Origin of the sequence: Pectobacterium brasiliense, assembly GCF_016950255.1 — a bacterium.
Lineage (GTDB): Bacteria > Pseudomonadota > Gammaproteobacteria > Enterobacterales > Enterobacteriaceae > Pectobacterium > Pectobacterium brasiliense.
Window position 1 is genome coordinate 1,512,356 of record NZ_JACGFN010000001.1, and the last position, 20,817, is coordinate 1,533,172.

A 20,817-nucleotide genomic window follows, 5' to 3' on the forward strand; every position below is an offset into this window, starting at 1 on the left:
ATATCCATCATGTTGTTAAGCTGGAGAAGGCTGCAACCGGTTGATGTGAATAGTCAGAAACATGATCTCATCAGTGGTGAGGTGGCAGGCGTAATTTTTTTCCACATAGTCATACACCTTCATCGCACAGGTATAGGCCCGCGGCATCAATTCGGTAATCCCCTGATAGATAGAATCATCACCGTGGTTCACGGTTTCCCGATTTAACAAACGCAGAGCGAAAAATTTCAGATGCGTAATCAAACGCTGATAATTGAGAGAGTGCTCGTCAAACGTGATGTGAAGATCGTATTTCAGAATGGTCAGAATATCTTTAATGATACCCGCGCTTTGCATCGTGCTCTGCATGTCACTGTTATTCGTCGCATTCGCCAGATGCAGCGCAATAAACCCCGCTTCATCCTCCGGTAAATCGATTCCCAGCCTGCTGCGAATCAGTTCCAGTGCCTCTAACCCAATGGCAAATTCACTGCGATAGAACTGGCGAATATCCCATAACATCAGGTTCTTGATCGTCTGCCCTTTCTTATGACGTTGAATCGCAAAGTTGATGTGATCGCTTAAGGCCAGAAAGAGCGTGTCCTGCACATCAAGTCGCAGCGTTTTTTGCGCCAGAGTAATGATCTGCTGCGTGACCGCCAGACAGTCAGGTGGAATATCCGCCAGCAACTGTGACAGCACATCCGCTATGCCGTCGCTTTTTTTCACGAACTGGCTTTCAATGCGCTGCGGGTCGATAAGGTCACCCACTTTCTTGCCAAAGCCGACGCCTTTGCCAATCGCCACAATTTCCCGTTGGTCATCTGCCAGCACCAGAACGGCGTTATTGCTCAGTATTTTTTCAATGATCATCGCATCAGCCGTCCTGTCTGACGGGAAGGCACGCTGGCCTTCCCTACCGTTTAGCGCCTCAACGTGATATCGACGAGACGTGTTGTTTCATTACTTACGCTTCGGAGCTATCCAGCCCATTGTTTTTAATCACATCAGCATACCAGTATGCGCTTTTTTTACGGATACGCCGCAGATCTTTCAGATCGAACTCTTCACGGTTAACGTAAATAAAGCCATAGCGCTTCGAGCATCCCTGATGGGTGGAAATGAGATCCAACGCCGACCATGGCGTATAGCCGAAGACATCCACACCATCAGTGATCGCAAGCTGGATTTGCTCAATGTGGCGTTGCAGATAGTCGATGCGATAATCATCATGAATCTCACCGTTTTCATCCAGCGTATCAAACGCACCCAGCCCATTTTCCGTAATGATCAGCGGTAAATGGTAGCGATCGTGCAGCTCACGCAGCGTATTGCGGAAGCCTATCGGATCGATCTCCCAGCCAAAGGCATTTTTCTGCAGCCACGGATTGCTTGCCCCGCGATGTACGCCTTCTTCACCCGATTTCAGGTGCTGGTCGCCGCCACGCGCCGTTTCATCCTGCCCGTCATTTTTACTGGCCTCCACCGTTTGCGAGGTATAGTAGTTAAAGGCGATGAAATCGGGCTTGGCCGATGCCAGAATATCCATATCGCCGGGCAGAATCTCCGGCGTATAGCCTTTTTCTTCCATATAGCGCCAGGCCGCGGTGTTGTAGCGCCCGTATACCGCCATATCCAGATACAGCCAGTTGCGGATCGCGTTATAGTTGAACGCCGCCATGACATCTTCCGGCTTCGGTGAGGCCGGATAAATCAACGCAATGTTGGGTGCCGGACCAATTTTTGCGCCGGGCACTTTTTCATGTAGCGCATTCATCGCTTTTGCCTGCGCCACCAGCATATTGTGGTTCTGCTGATAGAGATTCTGCTTCGGATTTTCCAGCGTAGGGTCCAACGTACCCAATGCAGAACCATGCAAAATCATCATGTTTTGTTCATTGATGGTCAGCCAGTACTTCACCTTGTCGCCGTATTCATCAAACAGCACGTTGGCAAAGCGCTCAAATGCATCCACCGTTTCCCGGTTATACCAACCGCCTTTTTCCTGTAACGCCTGCGGTAGATCGAAATGGTACATCGTGACAATCGGCACAATGCCGTAATGCAGCAATTCATCGATAAGATTGTGGTAAAACGCAATGCCCGCGGGGTTTACTTCGCCGCTACCATCGGGAATGACACGGCTCCAGGCGATGGAAAAACGGTAGGTTTTAAAGCCGATATCGGCAAACAGTGCGACATCTTCCTTGTAACGATGATAGTGGTCGCTGGCGGCAGTAAAGTCCGTTGTACCCTCAGGATAGGACGTTCTGGCATCAATCACCGATGGCCCTTTGCCGTCTTCATTCCATGCCCCTTCAACCTGATAAGCCGATGTCGCCGCGCCCCATAAAAACCCCTCAGGGAAACGTTTAAGATGACGGTATTTCACGGTTTTTCTCCTTTTCTCAACGAGACAATTTATTAACAAGACAATTTCTTAACAAGACAATGTCAGCGAGACATCACTGCTGTTATGGGTAGCACGCGATCGGGCTGGATTCAGGCAAAAAAAAAACCTGATACAAGCATGTCTGAATAACATGCGTCGTATCAGGTTTCGCTCAGGCCTTAGCCCGATCACGTCCTTCTTATCGGGTTATATCCGCTAACCGCCCCAGACTCAAACCGAGGTCGGGCGATCTGTGATGAATATCACCGATAATTTCCTCGTCTGAGCAGGGGGTGTCCCCTGTGGCAGCGCTCTCAGGTATGCAGACTCACCGCTCGTGCCCATCATCGCGGTCGTGCACACCATTACCATTGAGCCTCACGAGCCGTTTCAACAGCCTTAGCAATTTCATTCCATCCGGCGACCCCAGCCCGGTGCAAGCGTCCCATCCTTCCGAGGCGACAAATGCCCCATTATTTCCCCGCACGATATCCTTGCAGCTATTACGATTACGGTACAGCAAGGGAGGGATAAACAATGATGCCGAGTGGGTCAACGCCAGCATTCGCGCCAATAACCCCGCCCACAGCGGTGCGACAGCGCTGGTTCCCCCGACTATCCCTTCCCGCCCGTTAACTTCAATCAGATAGCCGGTTTCAGGATCGGCATTGCCGCTGACGTCAGGTACGCCGCGGTGTTGCAAGGGATGATGACCGCCATATTTGTCGACCAGAGATATCCCTAGCTGCCAACCGGGCAACGCGAAGTGCTGGCTAACGCCACCGCCCGTCGCGCTGCCGTCTCGGCTATGCCAGGTGGTTTCTTCCATTGATTTTTGCAAGCGAGTGCCGCCACAGGCTAAAACGTAGGGGCTGGATGCCGGGAAATCGACGTGCAAACCATGGGATTCACCATCCTGTGAACCACGATCGCCAGAGGCCACGCACACGGTAATACCTAGCGCAGCCGCAGTCTGAAAGGCCTGGTTGTACACCTGTAATGATTGCGCAGTCCATTCTGATTCGCTGGAGCCCCAGCTAATCGAAATCACCGACGGCGCATTTTTCTCATCATGAATCGCTGCATTGATCGCCTCTAAAAACCCGGCATCGGTATTCGGAGCAAAATACACCACCACTTTAGCGGCGGGTGCCAACGTACCCGCAATTTCGATATCCATCTGCACTTCGATATCAATCGGGTTCACCTCTTTGTCGCCATCTGCCGAAGCAAGGACATTCTTCGCGCCCCACACACAAACATCGACAATCTGCGGCGGATTGACGCCCATTCGTTTAAAATAGTGCTCCAACTGCGGTAAGCGATATCCGCCCCCCAGCTCAATAATGCCGATGCACTGCCCCGCGCCATCATGTTCCGGGAAGTCGTAGTGTTCCGCCAGTTCAAGTGGTGTATAGCCCGACAGACGTTTTGCCGTAGTCGAGAACGCGTCATTCATGCGCAGGTAACAGTTCGACGCCAGACGCTCATCAAGACCTAGCACGGCGATAACCACACCCTGTAGGTATCCCGGCAGATAAATCCCCCCAGCTCTCCCACGAAACGCCCCGTGCTTGTGGTCATACCGGGCTAAACTTACGCGAAACGCCTGCTCCATTTGCTCGACTGTCCCCGTCAAGAAGACGGTACGGCTGGCAGCGTGTTCACGCTCGATAGATAACCGATAATGTCGCGCAAACGCACGAACATGCTCTATATCGGCCTCATCAGCGCTGAATTTTCTGGCATAGCTTGCTCTCGATAGCGGCTTATTGGCGCTAATGCCACCAAACTGTGGATCGATGCTATCGTGCAGTTCGGCGTAATACTCATCATCTGGCGTCGTAAAACGCAACACCAGCATGACTCTGACGCTTTCATTAACATCGCAGCGTTCGCGGTACGCTGCGTCAGCGATATTTCCGCGTTCACTCCCTTTCAATAATTGGTAAGTCATCGTCTTCTCTCCACTCAGCTATTTGCCGTCTGGTTCAATTTGACTCAATGCCGCATAAATCTGGCGTTTGTCGTTCTGTGACAGATGCTCAACATTAATAGAAGAAAGAAATGTCGCCTCTTGCTGAGGCGAAAAATGCCCGCCATTCGCAAGATAACGTTTAATACTCACCAGAAGCTGGTCGTCAATCGTGAGTAACGTAGGTCTAATGGTGTCGTTCAGCGAAAGCGGCGTCCAATCGCTCTCCGGTGTCGCAAGCCAGTCAGCCATGTAACGATACTGAATCGCTTTGCTGGCATTCATTAATGAAGTCACGAACAGCTGTGTACTCTGAGGGGATAAACCAACAGCAGCAGATTGCTCCCGCGCCTTACTCAAAATACGTTCCTCTTGTTTTAGATCCTCAACGGGCAGGTGTTGACGAGCCTTATACCCCGCAACATCTTTCATCAACACCATCCTTTCCTGAATCAGTTGATAGATACCAAGAGCATTGTCCTGCGCTGTGGCATAGAGAGGAACACACCAAACAGCGCTCATCATTAACGAGATAACAGCGGAAATAGGCAAATTCATTGGGTTACACTCTCCTGTTAGCACTACCATGAAGATCTATGGCTATGTTTTTATTTCACCATTGCGGCAGGAGATAATAGGTTTCGCCATATGAATATTCCATGACGCAACTATTTCAATCATTACCCTCAGGACACACTTCGTCTTAAAAATGCCCCAACTTGTCACGATGTTCGTGGTTAAGCCATTAAATTATCATCAATTTATGGCTAAAGACTCAGAAGCGTCATCCTCAGTACGACATGATTAAGATACAAACGATAACCAAATGAAATAGTTAACCATGGTTACTAAATAACTTTACTCCGTAAAATCAACACGCACAAAAAAGCCCGTCGTGGCGCTTGACCATGACGGGCTTGATTAAGCCTAAACGGATCGGGATCGATTAATGATCGGTCACGCCATACAACGGACTACGGCGTTGGAGCATTTGACCACCGTCACGCGTCAGTGGAACCCAACCGACTGCCCCACGTTTCACCGTCGGTTCAGTGAACAGCAGATCAAACGGTATGGAGACGTAGAAGCCTTTGGTGAAACTTCCTTCACCATATTCAGCAGCGCTAACGTTGGTTTTGGTCGCAAAGGCACCCGCAACAATCCCACTATCAAAGCGGCGAGACAGATCGAGGGTTACCCCTTTGTCCCCTGCCAGATAACGGCCCACACTCACTTTCGCCACCGCGCCTTCCACAAACGGCAGTTCCCAGTAGGCGGTCAGGTGACCTGTGACCACATCGTAATCAGCCATACGCATGATGTCGTTCCAGTCACGCTGTTTGACATAGTTCACATCCATCCCCAGCGCCCAGCTTTTACCGAACGGACGATACAGCACTTCAGATCCGACACCCGCGTACATCATTTCCAGATAACCGCCGTAGACCTGGGTATACCAGTCCTGCGCGGGATTATCCCTGCGGGTCAATTGCAGATTGGTCAACAACAGATCGGAAGAAGTGACGTATTCACGCACCCAGGTTCTGACACGAGGCAGAGCGGCCCCATCCGCCGGCGGCGTTTTATAGTTGAATTTGTCAAAGTTATTCACCAGATTCAGCGTCGCGGTGCCGCCCACACTCCAGTGATCGCTCAGACGGTAGTCCACGTTACCTTTCAGTGCGACCTGATACATGTAGAAGGACTCAGGGCCACCGAAAGACTGCGTGAGCGTAGGATCTAATGAGTACGTCAGGCGATCGGGTTCCGCGAGCAGCACCTGCTGACCGCGAACATCGGATACCGGCTCTTTACGATGCGTTTCAGGTTCGGGTTGACCAAGCGGAACAGCGGCCTGCTTAACCTGATGGAAAGCTTTGGCATCCACTTCCGTGCTGGCAATCGGTAAGCGCTGGCTGCGCTGAACAATGTGATATTCATCAATACCGTTCGGTACATGGTTTGCCAATACCGTCGCCGCGCGCTGTGTTGCCTGATCGCTGTCGCGATATTTTGTCTGATCGGCAACAATCGTGACCTGCTTTTGGTCCGCGTAGATATCAGCGTCCTTAAAACCAGCCTTATCACTCAGCTCTTTCGAAACGAGCTGCCAGTTTGTGCCTTTGCCATCCTGCACCGGCGCATACACGGGTGGTGCATCGTCTAAATAGTTCGGCTTCAGATCGTTGAAATTAGTGCGTAGGGTAAAGCCCCACATCAACGTATTGCCACGCTGCCACGATAAGGTGGTATCTAGCACATCGCCGACGCGATAGACCGCACCGATGTTGAAAGGAGAATCATGTTTGAGCTGTTGTGACTGAGCAGTAGCCGAAGTACGCTCTGCACTGTAATCGTTACCGTCGTATTCCAGTTTTAAGCGCAGAGGATCCCAGGGGGTCTGGTACTCAATACCACCAAACAACGCGGCAGGGCCATGGAAGAAATTACCGACCTCAAACTCTCCCCCGGTACCTGAAAAATCCTCACTACGCTGGCAGAAGCTGGCTTTTAGCGAGCAGGCCGGGTTTTTAATATTGCCGCTCTGGGCCATGTTGCCCCAGCCCATACCCAGCGTAAAATCAAATGGCCCCATACGCTTACTGGCCACCAGATATTCGCTATCGAACAAGCCTGTACCGGCAATATCACGCAATCCGATAGAAACATCCGGCATCCAGTAGCTTTCTTGCCACAAACGGGCTTTGACATCGAATGACTTATCTTTGTAGGTTTGGCTGCCGCTGAAATCAGTATTGGTACTGTAAGGCCGAGTACGGATATCGGTATAGCGCACTGTCGTTTCCAGCCAGTCAAAGAGCTGGAGCGATATGGAGTAGCGCCGATATTCTTCGTTATCACGGTAATTAAGGCTAAACTCGCCCGTTTCCGCCATACGCGCCGTAGGCATCTGTAACAGACCGGTGCCACCGAAATCAGACTGCGATACCCCCGCAGGCTGAAAACGCAGATTCGGGTTTGTCGCAGTACGGCTGCTTTCTGTTTCAGCCGCCATCGCCTGTGCACTCAAGATGCTGCCAATCGCCAACGCCAGACAGCCTAGTTTAACGTTTCTATTCTTTGTCATTCGAGTGGAGTCCGGTTAGCTAGGTAGTCAGCAAGCTGCTCGTTGAGTGATGACATCTCTTGGGGTAATACCGCAGGGTTAAAACCGATAAAGAGCGTTTCACCCGCTGCAGGCTCAATATGCTGACGATTCCACAGCGCCAGCGGCACTTTGCGCCATTGACCATTTCCCGCGATCAGATAACCATAGCTGTTATCCGCCCCCGCAAGGAGTCGCCGTCCAGAGAGATAATTTTCGGCCGACCATCCGGCACGCAGCGCCACTTTCCCCGATGTCTCCAGTTCACCCACGTCAGCGGAGGTATTCACCAGACCGATCAGGGATAACTTGTCGTCATGAGGTGCCACATACAGTGCATATTCCCCCACCAAAGGGCGATTATTTTCTGCATATACGCGCACGCGGTCAGGATCCAAATCTGTGCGGATACGCCCAGCAACATTAATCGGATTAATGGTCTTTCTCAGCAGCCAGGCAGAGATCGCCAGATCGCCGTCCCCAGAATTACGCCAGCGCGTTTCCAGTTCAGCCAGCTTTTGCAGTAAGACATCCCCTTGCGCGCGTACTTTCTGCGTCGTCGCAAAATCAGAAATAAATGCGGTTTGCCAGTTAATATTCTGTGGCCAGGGAACCTGCTCATAAAATTTTTCAAGACGCGTACCGTCATCCAATTTAACGACGGCGATCGTCTGTTGAGGTGATTTCACCGTCAACTGCGCAGACGTCGCGACGCCGGAAACCAGCAGCAACAAGGTAGCGATACGATTGAGTGCCAACATTGCAGCCCCTTATTGTGCGTAGGGTTTTAATACGGTGAATTTTACCAATGCCATATCCGGCCCCATATACTGCTGGCTTTGGACCACCCTTCCGTTGGTCGGATCAAGCCAGTAGCTATTAGTGTAAGATTCGTTCAGCGCGGGGACGGTAACCTGCTCATCGAAGCGCAGCAGCTCACGCGAGGTATCCAGAATGTTTACGGTTTCTTTGCCGCGGGCATGAAAAACGGACGTGGTAGCGTAACCGCCACGGAAGACCTGAGCCCATTCAATCCGGCTTTGCCATGTCATTGGCGTCGATGTCTTCAACAGACCTAATCTCAGGGGATCCTGTTGCAAGTTGTCCACATAGGTAATGTCTTCGCCGAAGCCCTGCGTTTTCACCAGGCGGCCATGTTGGGTCGATACCATATTTTTATCGGCCCCAATCCATTTCAACTGATTTTGTTCGGCAAAAGCGAGCACGACAAACGCCTGAGGCGCTTTCCCCACCTTCAGATAAGCCGAGGCATAGGGCGTATTGGCAACCTGTTTGGCCGTCACATGAGTATCATCCTGCCCGAAAAATGCCAGTTTAAACGTTTTCCCCACCTGCTCCATATTTTGGGAGCAACCGGTTAATAAAATTGAGAAAAGGGGGATAGCAATCAGCGCTTTCATTTCTGCTATTCGTTTTATTCTTGTCATACGATGAAGTTCTCGTTGAACAGCGTAGCCCGTAAAAAGAAAGGCCACCGAAGTGGCCTTAGAATTGAAACGGTATTAACCAGCGGTACCAGTTACGGTTGTTGTTCCCGTAGCGTTGTCGTCATCATTGCTTGCAACAGCAACAGCTACACCAACAGCGACAGCAGCAGCAACACCAACTGCAATCAGAGCAGTAGTACCAGCAGCGGCACCGGCACCTGCAGCACCAGCGGCAACACCAGCGCTTGCGCTGGTCGTCGTGGTGGTCGTAGTACCCGCAGCCGTAGCGCTAGAGACGCCATCAACAGCAAACGCGTTTGACGACATGGCCAGTACAGCAGCCAGCGTGATTAACGTTTTCTTCATTACGATTTCCTTTTTAACATGAAGTACTTCAGGGTGGGGTACCGTCGAAAAGACCATACCCCGTCCTTCATTCCAGCCAGCACAACGGCAAAACTATCTACTTTTGCATCGTTACTGACCGTTACTGGGATCCTCCCAGTAATGCGTTACAGTTCAATGGCGATCAAACCATCTATGAGATCAAACCACCTCTGATAAGCAACACCAGAAAGCAAAACTACAACTCGATTTTTGCAACACTGTTAAAAATAGCAAGATCCCGATGTAATAAACAGCAATGATCTCGGTAAAAAAGCAGATTTCTTTAATGAAATTTACAGTATTGCAGAAAAAAAGTCATAGATATCTTAACGATATCGATGTACTCATTCAGCAATATAAAAAACGCCAGATATTTCCTAATCTGGCGTTTTATTAACAAATAGCACTATCTAAGCATAAGAAACGACTATTCCAGCCATTCGGTATGGAATACGCCTTCTTTATCTGTACGCTTATAGGTATGTGCACCGAAATAGTCACGCTGAGCCTGAATCAGGTTAGCAGGCAACACCGCGGAGCGATAGCTGTCGTAATAAGCAATGGCCGCGGAGAAGGTTGGCGTCGGGATACCTTGCTGAACAGCGTAAGAGACGACATCGCGCAGTGCTTGCTGATATTCGTCAGCCACTTTCTTGAAGTAAGGAGCCAACAGCAGGTTAGCGATATCCGCTTTCTGCTCATACGCATCGGTGATTTTCTGCAGGAACTGTGCACGGATGATGCAGCCCGCGCGGAAAATCTTGGCGATTTCACCGTAGTTCAGATCCCAGTTGTTCTCGTCTGATGCCGCTTTCAGCTGTGAGAAGCCCTGAGCATAAGAAACGATTTTACCCAGATACAGTGCACGGCGCACTTTCTCAACAAACTCGGCTTTATCACCACCGAATGGCTGAGCCGTCGGGCCAGTCAGCACTTTAGAGGCAGCAACACGCTGATCTTTCAGTGAAGACAGGTAACGGGCAAAAACAGATTCCGTAATCAGAGACAGCGGTTCACCCAGATCCAGAGAGCTTTGGCTGGTCCATTTACCCGTGCCTTTGTTAGCGGCTTCATCCAGAATCACGTCAACCAGATATTTGCCTTCTTCATCTTTTTTCTTGAAGATATCGGCAGTGATTTCAATCAGGTAACTACTTAACTCGCCTTTGTTCCACTCAGAGAACGTCGTAGCAAGCTCGTCGTTGTTCAGATTCAGTGCCTGCTTGAGCAATGCATAGGCTTCAGCAATCAGCTGCATGTCGCCGTATTCAATGCCGTTATGCACCATTTTGACATAGTGGCCTGCGCCATCAGCACCAATGTAGGTCACACAGGCTTCGCCATCAGCACGTGCGGCAATCTGTTCCAGAATAGGAGCAACCAGTTCATACGCTTCTTTCTGGCCGCCAGGCATGATGGAAGGCCCTTTCAGCGCGCCCTCTTCCCCACCAGATACGCCTGTACCGATGAAGTTAAACCCTTCAGCGGACAGTTCGCGGTTACGGCGAATCGTATCTTTATAGAAGGTGTTACCGCCATCGATCAGAATATCGCCCTTTTCCAGGTAAGGTTTCAGCGATTCAATCGTTTTATCGGTTGCTTCACCGGCCTTCACCATCAGCAGAATACGGCGGGGTTTTTCCAGGGATTCGACAAACTCTTCAACGGTGTAAGAAGGCACCAGCTTTTTACCCGGATTTTCCGCGATAACTTCATCGGTTTTATCGGAAGAACGGTTAAAAATGGAAACGCTATAGCCACGGCTCTCAATGTTCAGCGCCAGATTGCGCCCCATCACCGCCATACCAACAACGCCAATTTGCTGTTTGGACATTAAAGCAACTCCTGTCTGAAGGATAACCTGCCTGCAACGGCGACAACGCCTCGCATTGCGACCTCGCAAGCAATTTAAAAACAGGTCGACATGGTAACTCAGCTTTGCGTGGGTGGGTAGTGATTGGTTTGATAGCGAAAGCTCATCCAATCGGAACGTATGGCGGGAAAAAGAAAAAACCGCAGAACGATTCAACGATCTGCGGTTTTACAGCGAGTTATCACGCACTATTACTTTTTCAGCAGCGCCTTAATACTTTCTTTAAATTCGGCACCAAACTCAGGATTGCGTAGTCCATAGGACACAAATGCCTGCGCATAACCCAATTTACGGCCGCAGTTAAAGTTCTTGCCGGACATTTGCACAGCATCAACCTGCTGAGTCGCAATCATGTCGGCAATCACATCCGTTAACTGTATGCGTCCCCATGCACCGGGGACCGCTTTTTCCAGCAGTGGCCAGGCATCGGCAGTTAATACATAACGCCCGACCGCAGAAAGATCAGACCCCGTTTCAGAGGGTGCCTCAGGCTTTTCAATCATAGACGTAATCGCTGCGGCATCGCCCGGGTTCACCAGCGGTTTGTCACAATCGACGACAGAATACTCAGGCAACACCTCATAAGGACGATGCTTCACCAGCACCTGGCTCCGCCCTGTTTCTTCAAAACGAGCAATCAGCAACGCCAGGTTTTCCTTTGCCTGATCGGCCGAGCTCTCATCCAGCACCACATCGGGCAACACCACCACAAACGGACTATCGCCAATGATTGGGCGAGCACAGGAGACCGCATGCCCTAACCCCAGCGTTTCTCCCTGACGGACGTTCATGATCGTCACGCCTTTCGGGCAGATGGACTGTACTTCGGCCAGCAGTTGACGTTTGGCGCGTTCTTCCAGCAGAGATTCAAGCTCAAACGAGGTGTCGAAGTGGTTTTCAATTGCGTTTTTCGACGCATGCGTCACCAGAACAATTTCTTTAATCCCTGCTCTCACACACTCGTTGACGATTTTCTCAATCACCGGGCGGTCAACCAATGGCAACATTTCCTTAGGAATGGCCTTGGTCACTGGTAACAAATTCATCCCTAAACCTGCTACAGGGATAATAGCTTTCAATGATGTCATGGATTGACTCTCTTCAATCTGATGGTTTGTATCTGGAGAACGATTTTGTTTTATCGAACACTTTTCACTTAGCAGCGTAATCCCACAACGCCATGCATGACACTAAGATTACACCCAATCTGTGACAAAGCGATCTCAGGTATCTGACTTTTTCTGATACGTCAGACAATTCTGGTGAGGTAGAGTGATATACTAGAACAACTATTTAAAGATAATTTTTAACGAAATAAAGGCGGAGTTATTGATGAAAGGGATCGTGCTTGCAGGGGGAAGTGGTACTCGGCTATATCCGATTACTCGCGGCGTTTCTAAGCAGCTACTGCCAATCTATGATAAGCCGATGGTTTATTACCCTATTTCAGTTCTCATGCTTGCAGGTATCCGTGAAATACTGATAATCACGACCCCCGAGGATATGCCAGCATTTCAACGCCTGTTGGGCGACGGAAGCCGTTTTGGTATTGAGCTTAGCTACGCGGTTCAACCCAGCCCTGATGGACTTGCCCAAGCTTTTATCATCGGTGAAGAGTTTATCAATGGGGAACGCTGTGCGCTGGTACTCGGCGATAATATTTATTTCGGCCAGAGTTTTGGTAAGAAGCTTGAATCCGTGGCGGCAAAAGAAGACGGTGCAACGATCTTCGGCTACCAGGTCACCGATCCCGAACGTTTTGGCGTTGTCGAGTTTGATCAGGATTTCAGAGCACTGTCGATAGAAGAAAAGCCGGTAAAACCGAAATCGAACTGGGCTGTCACTGGGCTCTATTTCTACGATAAGAATATTGTAGAAATGGCGAAGCAGGTCAAACCGTCACACCGCGGCGAGTTAGAAATCACCACGCTCAATCAGATGTATCTAGAGCAAGGCAATCTAAACGTTGAACTATTAGGACGTGGTTTCGCCTGGTTAGATACAGGCACGCATGACAGCCTGATTGAAGCCTCACAATTTATCCATACCATCGAGAAGCGCCAAGGGTTTAAGGTCGCCTGCCTTGAGGAAATCGCCTTTAAAAAGGGCTGGATAACAGCCCATCAACTTGCCGAGGAAGCCGCTGTCATGGCGAAAACTCCTTACGGACTTTATCTCTCACGATTGATTGCAGAAAAATAAGATGCAGATTACCGACTCAAAAATTCATGGGGCAAAAATCATTCAGCCCAAAGTATTTGGCGACGCTCGTGGTTTTTTTCTGGAGACCTTCGAGAAAAAGCGTTATCAGCAGATGCTGAATATTGATGTAGACTTTGTTCAGGATAATCATTCTCGGTCAGGTAAAGGTGTTTTACGAGGCCTGCATTTCCAGAAAACCAAACCACAAGGGAAGCTGGTACATGTGGTGCGTGGAGAGGTATTTGATGTCGCCGTGGATATTCGTCCGGGCTCGCCAACATACGGAGTATGGGAAGGCGTTATCCTTTCTGAAGAAAACAAAACCCAATTTTGGCTACCACCAGGGCTAGCACATGGCTTTGCAGTGCTTTCTGACATCGCTGATTTTGAATATAAATGCACGGATTATTATGATCCCAGCGATGAGGGCTGCTTGTTGTGGAACGATCCTGAGATTGGTATTGAATGGCCAATTTCATCCCCGCTGCTATCCGAGAAAGATAAGTTAGGTAAATTATTCAAGGATCTAGCAAAATGAAAATATTACTGACAGGTGCGAATGGGCAATTGGGTCGCTGTTTTCAGGATCGTTTACCTGCAGAATGGGAGATTTTGGCAACCGATTCTAATGAACTGGATATCACAGATTTAGAACGTGTTGCAGAGGTAGTAAAAAGTTTTCAACCAGATGCTATCGTTAATGCCGCGGCCTACACAGCCGTGGATAAAGCGGAATCAGAGCCTGAGATTGCAGAAAGCATCAACGTGCACGGCCCCCAGAACCTAGCAATTGTAGCGACTAAATACAATGTGCGGCTCGTTCATGTCTCTACAGACTACGTCTTTGATGGTAGTGCAACAGAACCTTACAACGAAGATAGTGCAACAAATCCGCTAAGCGTTTACGGCAACACCAAGCTGGCAGGTGAACAGGCGGTAACAAAAATCTCCCCCGAAGCAATTATTGTGCGTACCGCATGGGTCTTTAGCGAATACGGCAATAATTTCGTTAAGACAATGCTCCGGTTGGCTAAAGAGCGAGACTCGTTGAGTATAGTTAACGACCAGCGCGGCTGCCCAACCTATGCAGGAGATTTAGCGCAGGCGATTATTTCTCTTCTGGAAAAAAATGCTGTGGGTGGGATTTATCACTACTGTGGGGATGAAGAGGTGAGTTGGTATGAGTTTGCTGAATCAATCTTTACTATCGCAGCGGATAAATCGCGTTTGATAGACATCCCATCCTTGAAACCAATCCCAACAACAGACTACCCAACTCCAGCTTATCGGCCTGCATATTCAACGCTAGCTTGTGATAGAGTAAAGAAACTCGGCATCAGTTTGTCTAGATGGGAAAATGCGTTGCAGAAGACCATTTAGAAAAATGAATATCCCCATAGATAATTATGGGGATATTTATCGTCAGATGATGTCAGTAAAAAAAACAGGTATTTTTATTTTTTCTTTATTCAAAGCTATAAACCGCTCAGCCGTGTTTAATGCTTCCTCTATTGTAACATCCATATCCAGATAACGATATGTTCCTAAACGACCAACAAAAGAGACATTTTCCAGTCGTTCAGCTAAGCTAACATATTTACTCAGCAAATCTTTATCATTAACTAAACGAACAGGATAATAGGGAATATCCTTTTCTTCACAATTTCTACTATATTCTTTATAAATGACCGTTTTTAGGTGTTCTTCCCATGGAGCAAAATATTTATGCTCTGTAATACGTGTAAACAACTGGCTATTATCACAATAGTTCATTACCGCACACCCTTGAAAATCTCCATCATGAATTTCTTGTTTGAAATCCAAGGTTCGGTACGGTAAGCGACCAAGTTGGTATTGAAAGAATCCATCAACTGTACCACTATAAAATGTATGTAAATAGTTATCACACTCTTCAGGGGAAAAATTTGTTCCTAGATTTATATGAATATTAGGATGTGTAAGAATGTTATCAATAATAGGCGTATACCCATTATCCGGCATCCCTTGGTACTGATGTGAAAAATAATTGTCATCATAATTAAACCGCACAGGTAATCGTTTTAGGATACTCGCTGGAAGTTCTGTTGGGTTAATTCCCCACTGCTTAATGGTATAACTCTTAAAAAATCCTTCGTATAGCTCGCTACCAACAAATGCCAATGCTTGCTCTTCAAACGTTTGCGGCTCGGTAATATTTTTATTCGCTTTCTCAGAGAGGAGATTTTTCGCACCAGAAGGAGATAAGCATTTATTAAAAAACTGATTAATTGTTAGTAAATTTATTGGTAAAGAAAATACCCTTCCGTTTGTTATAGCTTTTACCCGATTAGTATATGGCTTGAATGATCCAAAACGATTAATATAATCCCACACTATTTTATTATTAGTATGGAAAATATGTGGCCCGTAGACGTGAACCATAACATCAGTTTCTTTATCGCGTTCGGTATAACAATTTCCACCAACATGCTCACGTTGGTCGAATACTTCTACCAAAAAGCCGGCCTCAGCCAATTGACGGCCAATTACAGCACCACTAAATCCGGCACCAACAATAGAAATTTTTTTAGCCATAGTAACTCATCAAATATTTAAATTAAGGTTTAAAACGAGAATCTAAAGGAAAGTCTTTTTTTAATGCATCTCTTAATGCAAAAAATAACGTTGGTAAAGACTTTATTTTCCCAGTGAATATTGAATAAACACTGACAGTAATACATATTGCTAATGAACGAATAATCCCCAGAGGTCTTCTTGCGTAAGTTAACTGAACTTTGAAAAAGTTACGGTACATAAAATAACCTTTCCAAGAAGTTAGAGCCCGGCTCTGAACAAATTTTATTTTTCTCTCCATCCTTGCCAATTTCACACAAATTATTTTATAACCAGCCTGATTAGCTCGGATGGCAAAATCCAAATCATCATAAAAAATAAAAAAATTTTTATTGGGAAATCCAATTCTTTCGAATACACGACGATTTATCAAAGGTCCTTCAAAAGGTATAGTATGTATCTCCTGTATCTCCCAATTTTTATCATAAATATCTGTAATTTTTATCTTCTTAGGATTTAATCGAAATGGATTATTAATTTCATAATCGATACCAGATATTTCAGCACAACTACCATCCGTATTCATTCGCACAGGCTGTAAAATATCCGCAGCACTTCGATATTTAAGTAAATTTGATAAACAGTCTGGAAAAAAAACAACATCATCATCCGCTAACCAGATCCATTCATATCCTGCCTCGTAAGCCAGACGACTCCCAAACTCAAAACCACCTGCACCACCAAGATTTTTGCCTGTGTTATGATAGCTAACTTGAAGAGAATCCCTATTCTCCTCTATAAAAATGGCGACTTCAGTGGCTGTGTTATCACTACTGTTATTATCTATAATATATACATGGGCAGGTTTTTCAATTTGCTCTAAAATAGAACAAAGCATTTCTTTCAACAAAGCCACTCGATTATAAGTAACTAAAACCAGTGCTATTGAGGTATTCATTAAATTACAGCTCCTAATTACTAACAGCATACAAAATAAAATAATCCCATATACTTATGCAGACTTTCTCTTTTTAATAAAGAGGTGTAATGATATGAAAGGTTTTAAAAAAACACCAAGAAAAATCATTTTATTTCCTAACAAACCTAATAGCCTAAACGGAATGCTTTTAATACTATAGTAATAGTCGGGTATCGGGAATGAAAAATTTTCACGATAAAAGGTGGCAATATATTTCATGTTTTTAAAATATTTACCCAATGGCAGTCTCATCGATAACAAAGTCAATGTGAAAAACTGGTTTATAATTATAGTTTTTATATAATCTGATTGTGAATTATCCCATAATGATTTAACTCCCCTCAGGATATCAAGATATTTATCATCCTGAAAAGAAGTGATAGCTCCCGACCTTTGTCTATAAGCATATAATGATTTATTGTAGTGCAGTAGAATTTCTGATCTATCGATGAGCTTAGGAATAAGCGCTACATCTTCAAAAAATAGCCCTTTAGTGAACCGTGCGTTAGCAACGATCTCACGTCGCAATATTTTATTCCAAGCAAAAACGGGCTGTTTAGAATAAAAATCCTTATTAACGTTAAGGATATCTTTTTTATCAAACTCATCAAAAACAACGGTGTTTTTATCACTATAGCATTTTGTATATCTAAAAGAGAAAACATCAAAATAATAGTTACCAATAACATCGATAATATCATTTACAAATGTTTCTTTAACAAAGTCATCAGAATCTATAAAGCAAATAAAATATCCTTTCGCATTATCTAAACCATAATTTCTAGCATCAGATAATCCCCCATTCTCTTTTTCAAAGTATTTTACAAAAGAATAGTTACTTAAAAAAGGAAATATCGATTTGTATGAAGAATCTGTACTACCATCATTTACTATGATAACTTCTACTTTAGATTTATTTTTAGAGCCCACAGAGGAAATTATGCTATATAAACATTCATGAACATATTCCTCTACATTATAGACAGGTATTATTATTGAAAGTACAATTTTTTCATTGTTTAAACTGGACATATTTCTCCAAAAAGGCAAATATTAAAATTATATTTATAATCATTAAGATCAGATATATTAGAGCCCCAAAATATATTAAGAATTGCAGCAAACATTACTGCAATTAAATACAAAAATGCTAATATATTAGGCTTTATTTTTTTTGAGATATAACAAATAGTAACAGAAACGATTACTATCGATAACGGTTTTAAGAAATCACTAAGTCTTGCAAATATAAGTGCATCTATTGACATCAGTCTTAGTAATAAAAATAGATAACAAAACTTCAACGTTCTTTCAAATGAAGAGTCCAAAATTCTAACTGCCGCATTTAACATAGCAAACATGATTACAGTTGTTATTAGCGTGTATATCTTTTCTAAACCAGCTTTAGGCTCAAAAAAATCAGAATTAAAATAAACAAGGAAACGGCTGTTGAAAGCAGAAAGAAAAAGTTTGATAAAATCGGTGAAAAAATTAAAAAATGCAAAGGCGGCAATAATAGGAAATATTATAAATATTAATTTGATACTCACTCGGTCTATTATAAATATTAGTGGCACAAGAAAAATAGCCGCCGAGTGAAACAAAACACCTAGAATTAGATTTATATAACACCAGATATCTTTTTCCTTACGTAAAAAAGCATAGCAAAGAAATAAAGCGGATAAAGAGGAACGAATTTGATTCTGACTTAAGAAAAAATAAAAAGAATAAAAAGACAATATAATAAGAAGAACAAATGTATTAATTTCCACAACATTATAGCTGTAAGCAATTTTAATAACAATCTTATAAATCATATAAGATGATAAAAGTGAATATGTTAAAAACAGGAGTTGTTCATTGGCACCAATATCGCCACATATTTTCGACAATAGCCTAAATGTAGCATCTAAATATACCTCGTTGTCATTTTGTGATTGATGAAAATATAATACATAGGTATTAAAATCAAAACCGACATCGTACCTAAAACCAGATAAAATAGTTACTGGTAATAACAGTAACCCAATCGATAAGTGTTTATTTTTTATAGAAAAGACAATAAGGCAGGAATATGCAAAATATAATAAAGTAAAAAAAATCAACATCCACATATTTTTCACCAACGGGGTAAATTAATGCCACACAACTAATGTATACAATATAATTGGAGACAACAGCATGAGCGAATTATTCTTATAGAAAAATAACTTTAGGATTAATGGGTTATGTAATGCCTTTTAACTTAAAAAACTTACTTCTCACTAACGTTCTTTTTATTTTATTAAAGATTCTCGAATGTAACTTCGGTTTCCAAGAATAATTCCAATGGTGAATAGCATAAGTAGTATTTTTTATATCATCAAAAAAAAGTATCTTTACATCTGAATTAAAAGGGTTATAAGGATAGAAGACGCATTCATCAAATATCTTAACATTTTCATATTTTTTCCTCTCATATACATAATTAAATATCATTGGTATTGGTACAAAATCATTAGTCATGGCACTCCGCAATTCAGTAAAACAATCTGTAATAAACTCATCATTAGGTTTACTTCCAATGACACCACATGATAAAGATGTGCTTGTTTCCTTTCCCAAAAAGCATTCGAAACCTAGAAAATCATGAAATGGTTTTATAATTTCCATATCTATATCTAAATAAATGCCGCCATGTTCTTTAAGAATTAATAGCCGCGCGTAGTCTGCACAAAAAGCCCAAGCCTTTTTTTTATAAGCATTAAAATAAACATCATCATTTATATTTAAATTACTTTCGTTCCATAATTTCACTTCAAAATCAGGATTGTATTTACTCCATGACTCAATACATCTTTTTGCAGTCACAGGCATTGCATTATTACCTAACCAAATGTAATGAAATATTTTAGGGATCAATTACTCACCTCAAAAATGAACATATTTAACGACTAATTCACCATTAATAACTTCATAGATAAATTTATCTAGTTGGGATAACTTTATCGAAGCCACATATGAAAAATTCTATAGGATCTAAAAACCTCAAAAAACGAGGAGGTATCACATATTTTTCTCTCAACCAAAATTGATACTTGTGATGTAAGTAAGCAAAATAGAAACCGTTTTCTTTTCTTAATTGATTTAATCTAAGCAAGTCATCCAATAATATTTTTTTAATGCCTGAAGTCGTTGAGTGAGTTACCTGATTATTATGTATCCGATATAAGACTGCTATTTTATCAATAAAATCTATATCTATATCCAATGTAACCATTTTCATCCAAAGAGGAAGATCCTCTAGAAAAACATAATTCTCATCAAAATTACCAAGACTTCTTAAAACGCTAGCTCTAATAAAAGCACTAGGAGCTACATTATTGAAATGTAAATTTATCACCTTCTTTTTCAGCCAGCCTGATTTCATTCCAATTACAGTTCTTGTATATTTTAAAGGAAATATTTTCTCATCAATAACTGCAGAGTCACTGAAGGTTTTAAATTTACCAAAAACGGCTCCAAGATTATTTTTTTTCTGGTTATGGCATATAAAATCCATATAATTTGATATTGCATCTGGCATCAGAATATCATCAGAACCTATGAATTTTATCCATTCACCATTGCAAAAATTTATTGCTCGATTAAGGTTTTTTACTATACCAACATTTTTATTATTCTTTAATAATAAAAATTCAGTGTTAGGATACTTTTCTTTTAGTATACCTAGCAAATTTTCACAGACTTTTACTGTATCGTCACTCGAACAATCATCGGTAATAATTATTTCAATGTTACCATAAATTTGATTAATACAACTATTCAGCGTATCTTCGATAAAATCGACTGCATTATAAGAAGCTATAACAATAGATACTAGAGGAGTGTTTTCTTTCATATAAAAATGACTCTAAATTATATTATTGATAATATAATTTATA

Annotated in this window: 19 protein-coding genes; 3 read left to right on the forward strand and 16 right to left on the reverse strand. The window is 44.1% G+C overall.

Annotated elements, in window-relative coordinates:
* Positions 1–15 precede the first annotated feature (15 nt).
* The 10 genes from licT to H4F65_RS06700 all read right to left on the reverse strand — a co-directional run bounded on the left by licT (position 16) and on the right by H4F65_RS06700 (position 12,248).
* Positions 16–852, reverse strand: coding sequence for a BglG family transcription antiterminator LicT (gene licT / locus H4F65_RS06655; RefSeq protein ID WP_010281399.1), 837 nt, complete (start codon positions 850–852; stop codon positions 16–18).
* A gap of 94 nt (positions 853–946) precedes the next feature.
* A complete protein-coding gene (locus H4F65_RS06660; RefSeq protein ID WP_010281398.1) occupies positions 947–2,371 on the reverse strand; it encodes a glycoside hydrolase family 1 protein in 1,425 nt (474 codons plus the stop codon).
* A 328-nt stretch (positions 2,372–2,699) separates the two neighbouring features.
* Positions 2,700–4,328 (reverse strand): S53 family peptidase, encoded by a 1,629-nt coding sequence (locus H4F65_RS06665; protein ID WP_010281397.1) that lies wholly within the window; start codon positions 4,326–4,328, stop codon positions 2,700–2,702.
* A gap of 18 nt (positions 4,329–4,346) precedes the next feature.
* Positions 4,347–4,904 (reverse strand): chorismate mutase, encoded by a 558-nt coding sequence (locus H4F65_RS06670; RefSeq protein WP_010281396.1) that lies wholly within the window; start codon positions 4,902–4,904, stop codon positions 4,347–4,349.
* Positions 4,905–5,292: 388 nt separating this feature from the next.
* Complete coding sequence (locus H4F65_RS06675; RefSeq protein WP_010281395.1) at positions 5,293–7,434, reverse strand: YjbH domain-containing protein; 2,142 nt, start codon at positions 7,432–7,434, stop codon at positions 5,293–5,295.
* Positions 7,431–8,213: a capsule biosynthesis GfcC family protein gene (locus H4F65_RS06680; RefSeq protein ID WP_010281394.1), complete on the reverse strand. Its 783-nt coding sequence runs from the start codon at positions 8,211–8,213 to the stop codon at positions 7,431–7,433. Before H4F65_RS06680 ends, H4F65_RS06675 begins: the two co-directional genes overlap by 4 nt.
* 9 nt (positions 8,214–8,222) lie before the next feature.
* Positions 8,223–8,900: a YjbF family lipoprotein gene (locus H4F65_RS06685; RefSeq protein ID WP_039319224.1), complete on the reverse strand. Its 678-nt coding sequence runs from the start codon at positions 8,898–8,900 to the stop codon at positions 8,223–8,225.
* A gap of 75 nt (positions 8,901–8,975) precedes the next feature.
* Positions 8,976–9,266, reverse strand: coding sequence for a hypothetical protein (locus H4F65_RS06690; protein WP_010281383.1), 291 nt, complete (start codon positions 9,264–9,266; stop codon positions 8,976–8,978).
* Positions 9,267–9,714: 448 nt separating this feature from the next.
* Positions 9,715–11,121, reverse strand: coding sequence for an NADP-dependent phosphogluconate dehydrogenase (gene gndA / locus H4F65_RS06695; RefSeq protein WP_010281382.1), 1,407 nt, complete (start codon positions 11,119–11,121; stop codon positions 9,715–9,717).
* 230 nt (positions 11,122–11,351) lie between these two features.
* Entirely contained in the window at positions 11,352–12,248 is an 897-nt protein-coding gene (locus H4F65_RS06700; protein ID WP_010281378.1) for a sugar phosphate nucleotidyltransferase, read from the reverse strand.
* 244 nt (positions 12,249–12,492) lie between these two features.
* On the opposite strand from H4F65_RS06700, the gene rfbA reads away from it, so the two are divergent.
* From rfbA to rfbD, 3 genes are read left to right on the forward strand one after another with little or no spacing between them, the layout of a single operon-like run.
* On the forward strand, positions 12,493–13,362 hold the full coding sequence (gene rfbA, locus H4F65_RS06705) for a glucose-1-phosphate thymidylyltransferase RfbA (protein ID WP_010281375.1): 870 nt from the start codon (positions 12,493–12,495) through the stop codon (positions 13,360–13,362).
* Position 13,363: 1 nt separating this feature from the next.
* Entirely contained in the window at positions 13,364–13,900 is a 537-nt protein-coding gene (gene rfbC / locus H4F65_RS06710) for a dTDP-4-dehydrorhamnose 3,5-epimerase (protein WP_010281373.1), read from the forward strand.
* Positions 13,897–14,742, forward strand: a complete 846-nt coding sequence (rfbD, locus tag H4F65_RS06715) for a dTDP-4-dehydrorhamnose reductase (RefSeq protein WP_010281370.1) — start codon at positions 13,897–13,899, stop codon at positions 14,740–14,742. Before rfbC ends, rfbD begins: the two co-directional genes overlap by 4 nt.
* A 42-nt stretch (positions 14,743–14,784) precedes the next feature.
* On the opposite strand, the gene glf is transcribed toward rfbD, so the two are convergent.
* The 6 genes from glf to H4F65_RS06745 all read right to left on the reverse strand — a co-directional run bounded on the left by glf (position 14,785) and on the right by H4F65_RS06745 (position 20,774).
* Entirely contained in the window at positions 14,785–15,936 is a 1,152-nt protein-coding gene (gene glf, locus H4F65_RS06720; protein ID WP_010281367.1) for a UDP-galactopyranose mutase, read from the reverse strand.
* 22 nt (positions 15,937–15,958) lie between these two features.
* A complete protein-coding gene (locus tag H4F65_RS06725) occupies positions 15,959–16,873 on the reverse strand; it encodes a glycosyltransferase family 2 protein (protein WP_010281364.1) in 915 nt (304 codons plus the stop codon).
* Between the two features lie 54 nt (positions 16,874–16,927).
* On the reverse strand, positions 16,928–17,926 hold the full coding sequence (locus H4F65_RS06730; RefSeq protein WP_010281361.1) for a glycosyltransferase family 2 protein: 999 nt from the start codon (positions 17,924–17,926) through the stop codon (positions 16,928–16,930).
* Positions 17,914–19,008: an EpsG family protein gene (locus tag H4F65_RS06735; RefSeq protein ID WP_010281357.1), complete on the reverse strand. Its 1,095-nt coding sequence runs from the start codon at positions 19,006–19,008 to the stop codon at positions 17,914–17,916. Before H4F65_RS06735 ends, H4F65_RS06730 begins: the two co-directional genes overlap by 13 nt.
* A gap of 112 nt (positions 19,009–19,120) precedes the next feature.
* Positions 19,121–19,795 (reverse strand): glycosyltransferase family 32 protein, encoded by a 675-nt coding sequence (locus H4F65_RS06740; protein WP_039319229.1) that lies wholly within the window; start codon positions 19,793–19,795, stop codon positions 19,121–19,123.
* Between the two features lie 64 nt (positions 19,796–19,859).
* The gene (locus tag H4F65_RS06745) at positions 19,860–20,774 is read right to left on the reverse strand and encodes a glycosyltransferase (RefSeq protein WP_039319231.1); all 915 of its coding nucleotides are present in this window, start codon (positions 20,772–20,774) and stop codon (positions 19,860–19,862) included.
* Positions 20,775–20,817 lie beyond the last annotated feature (43 nt).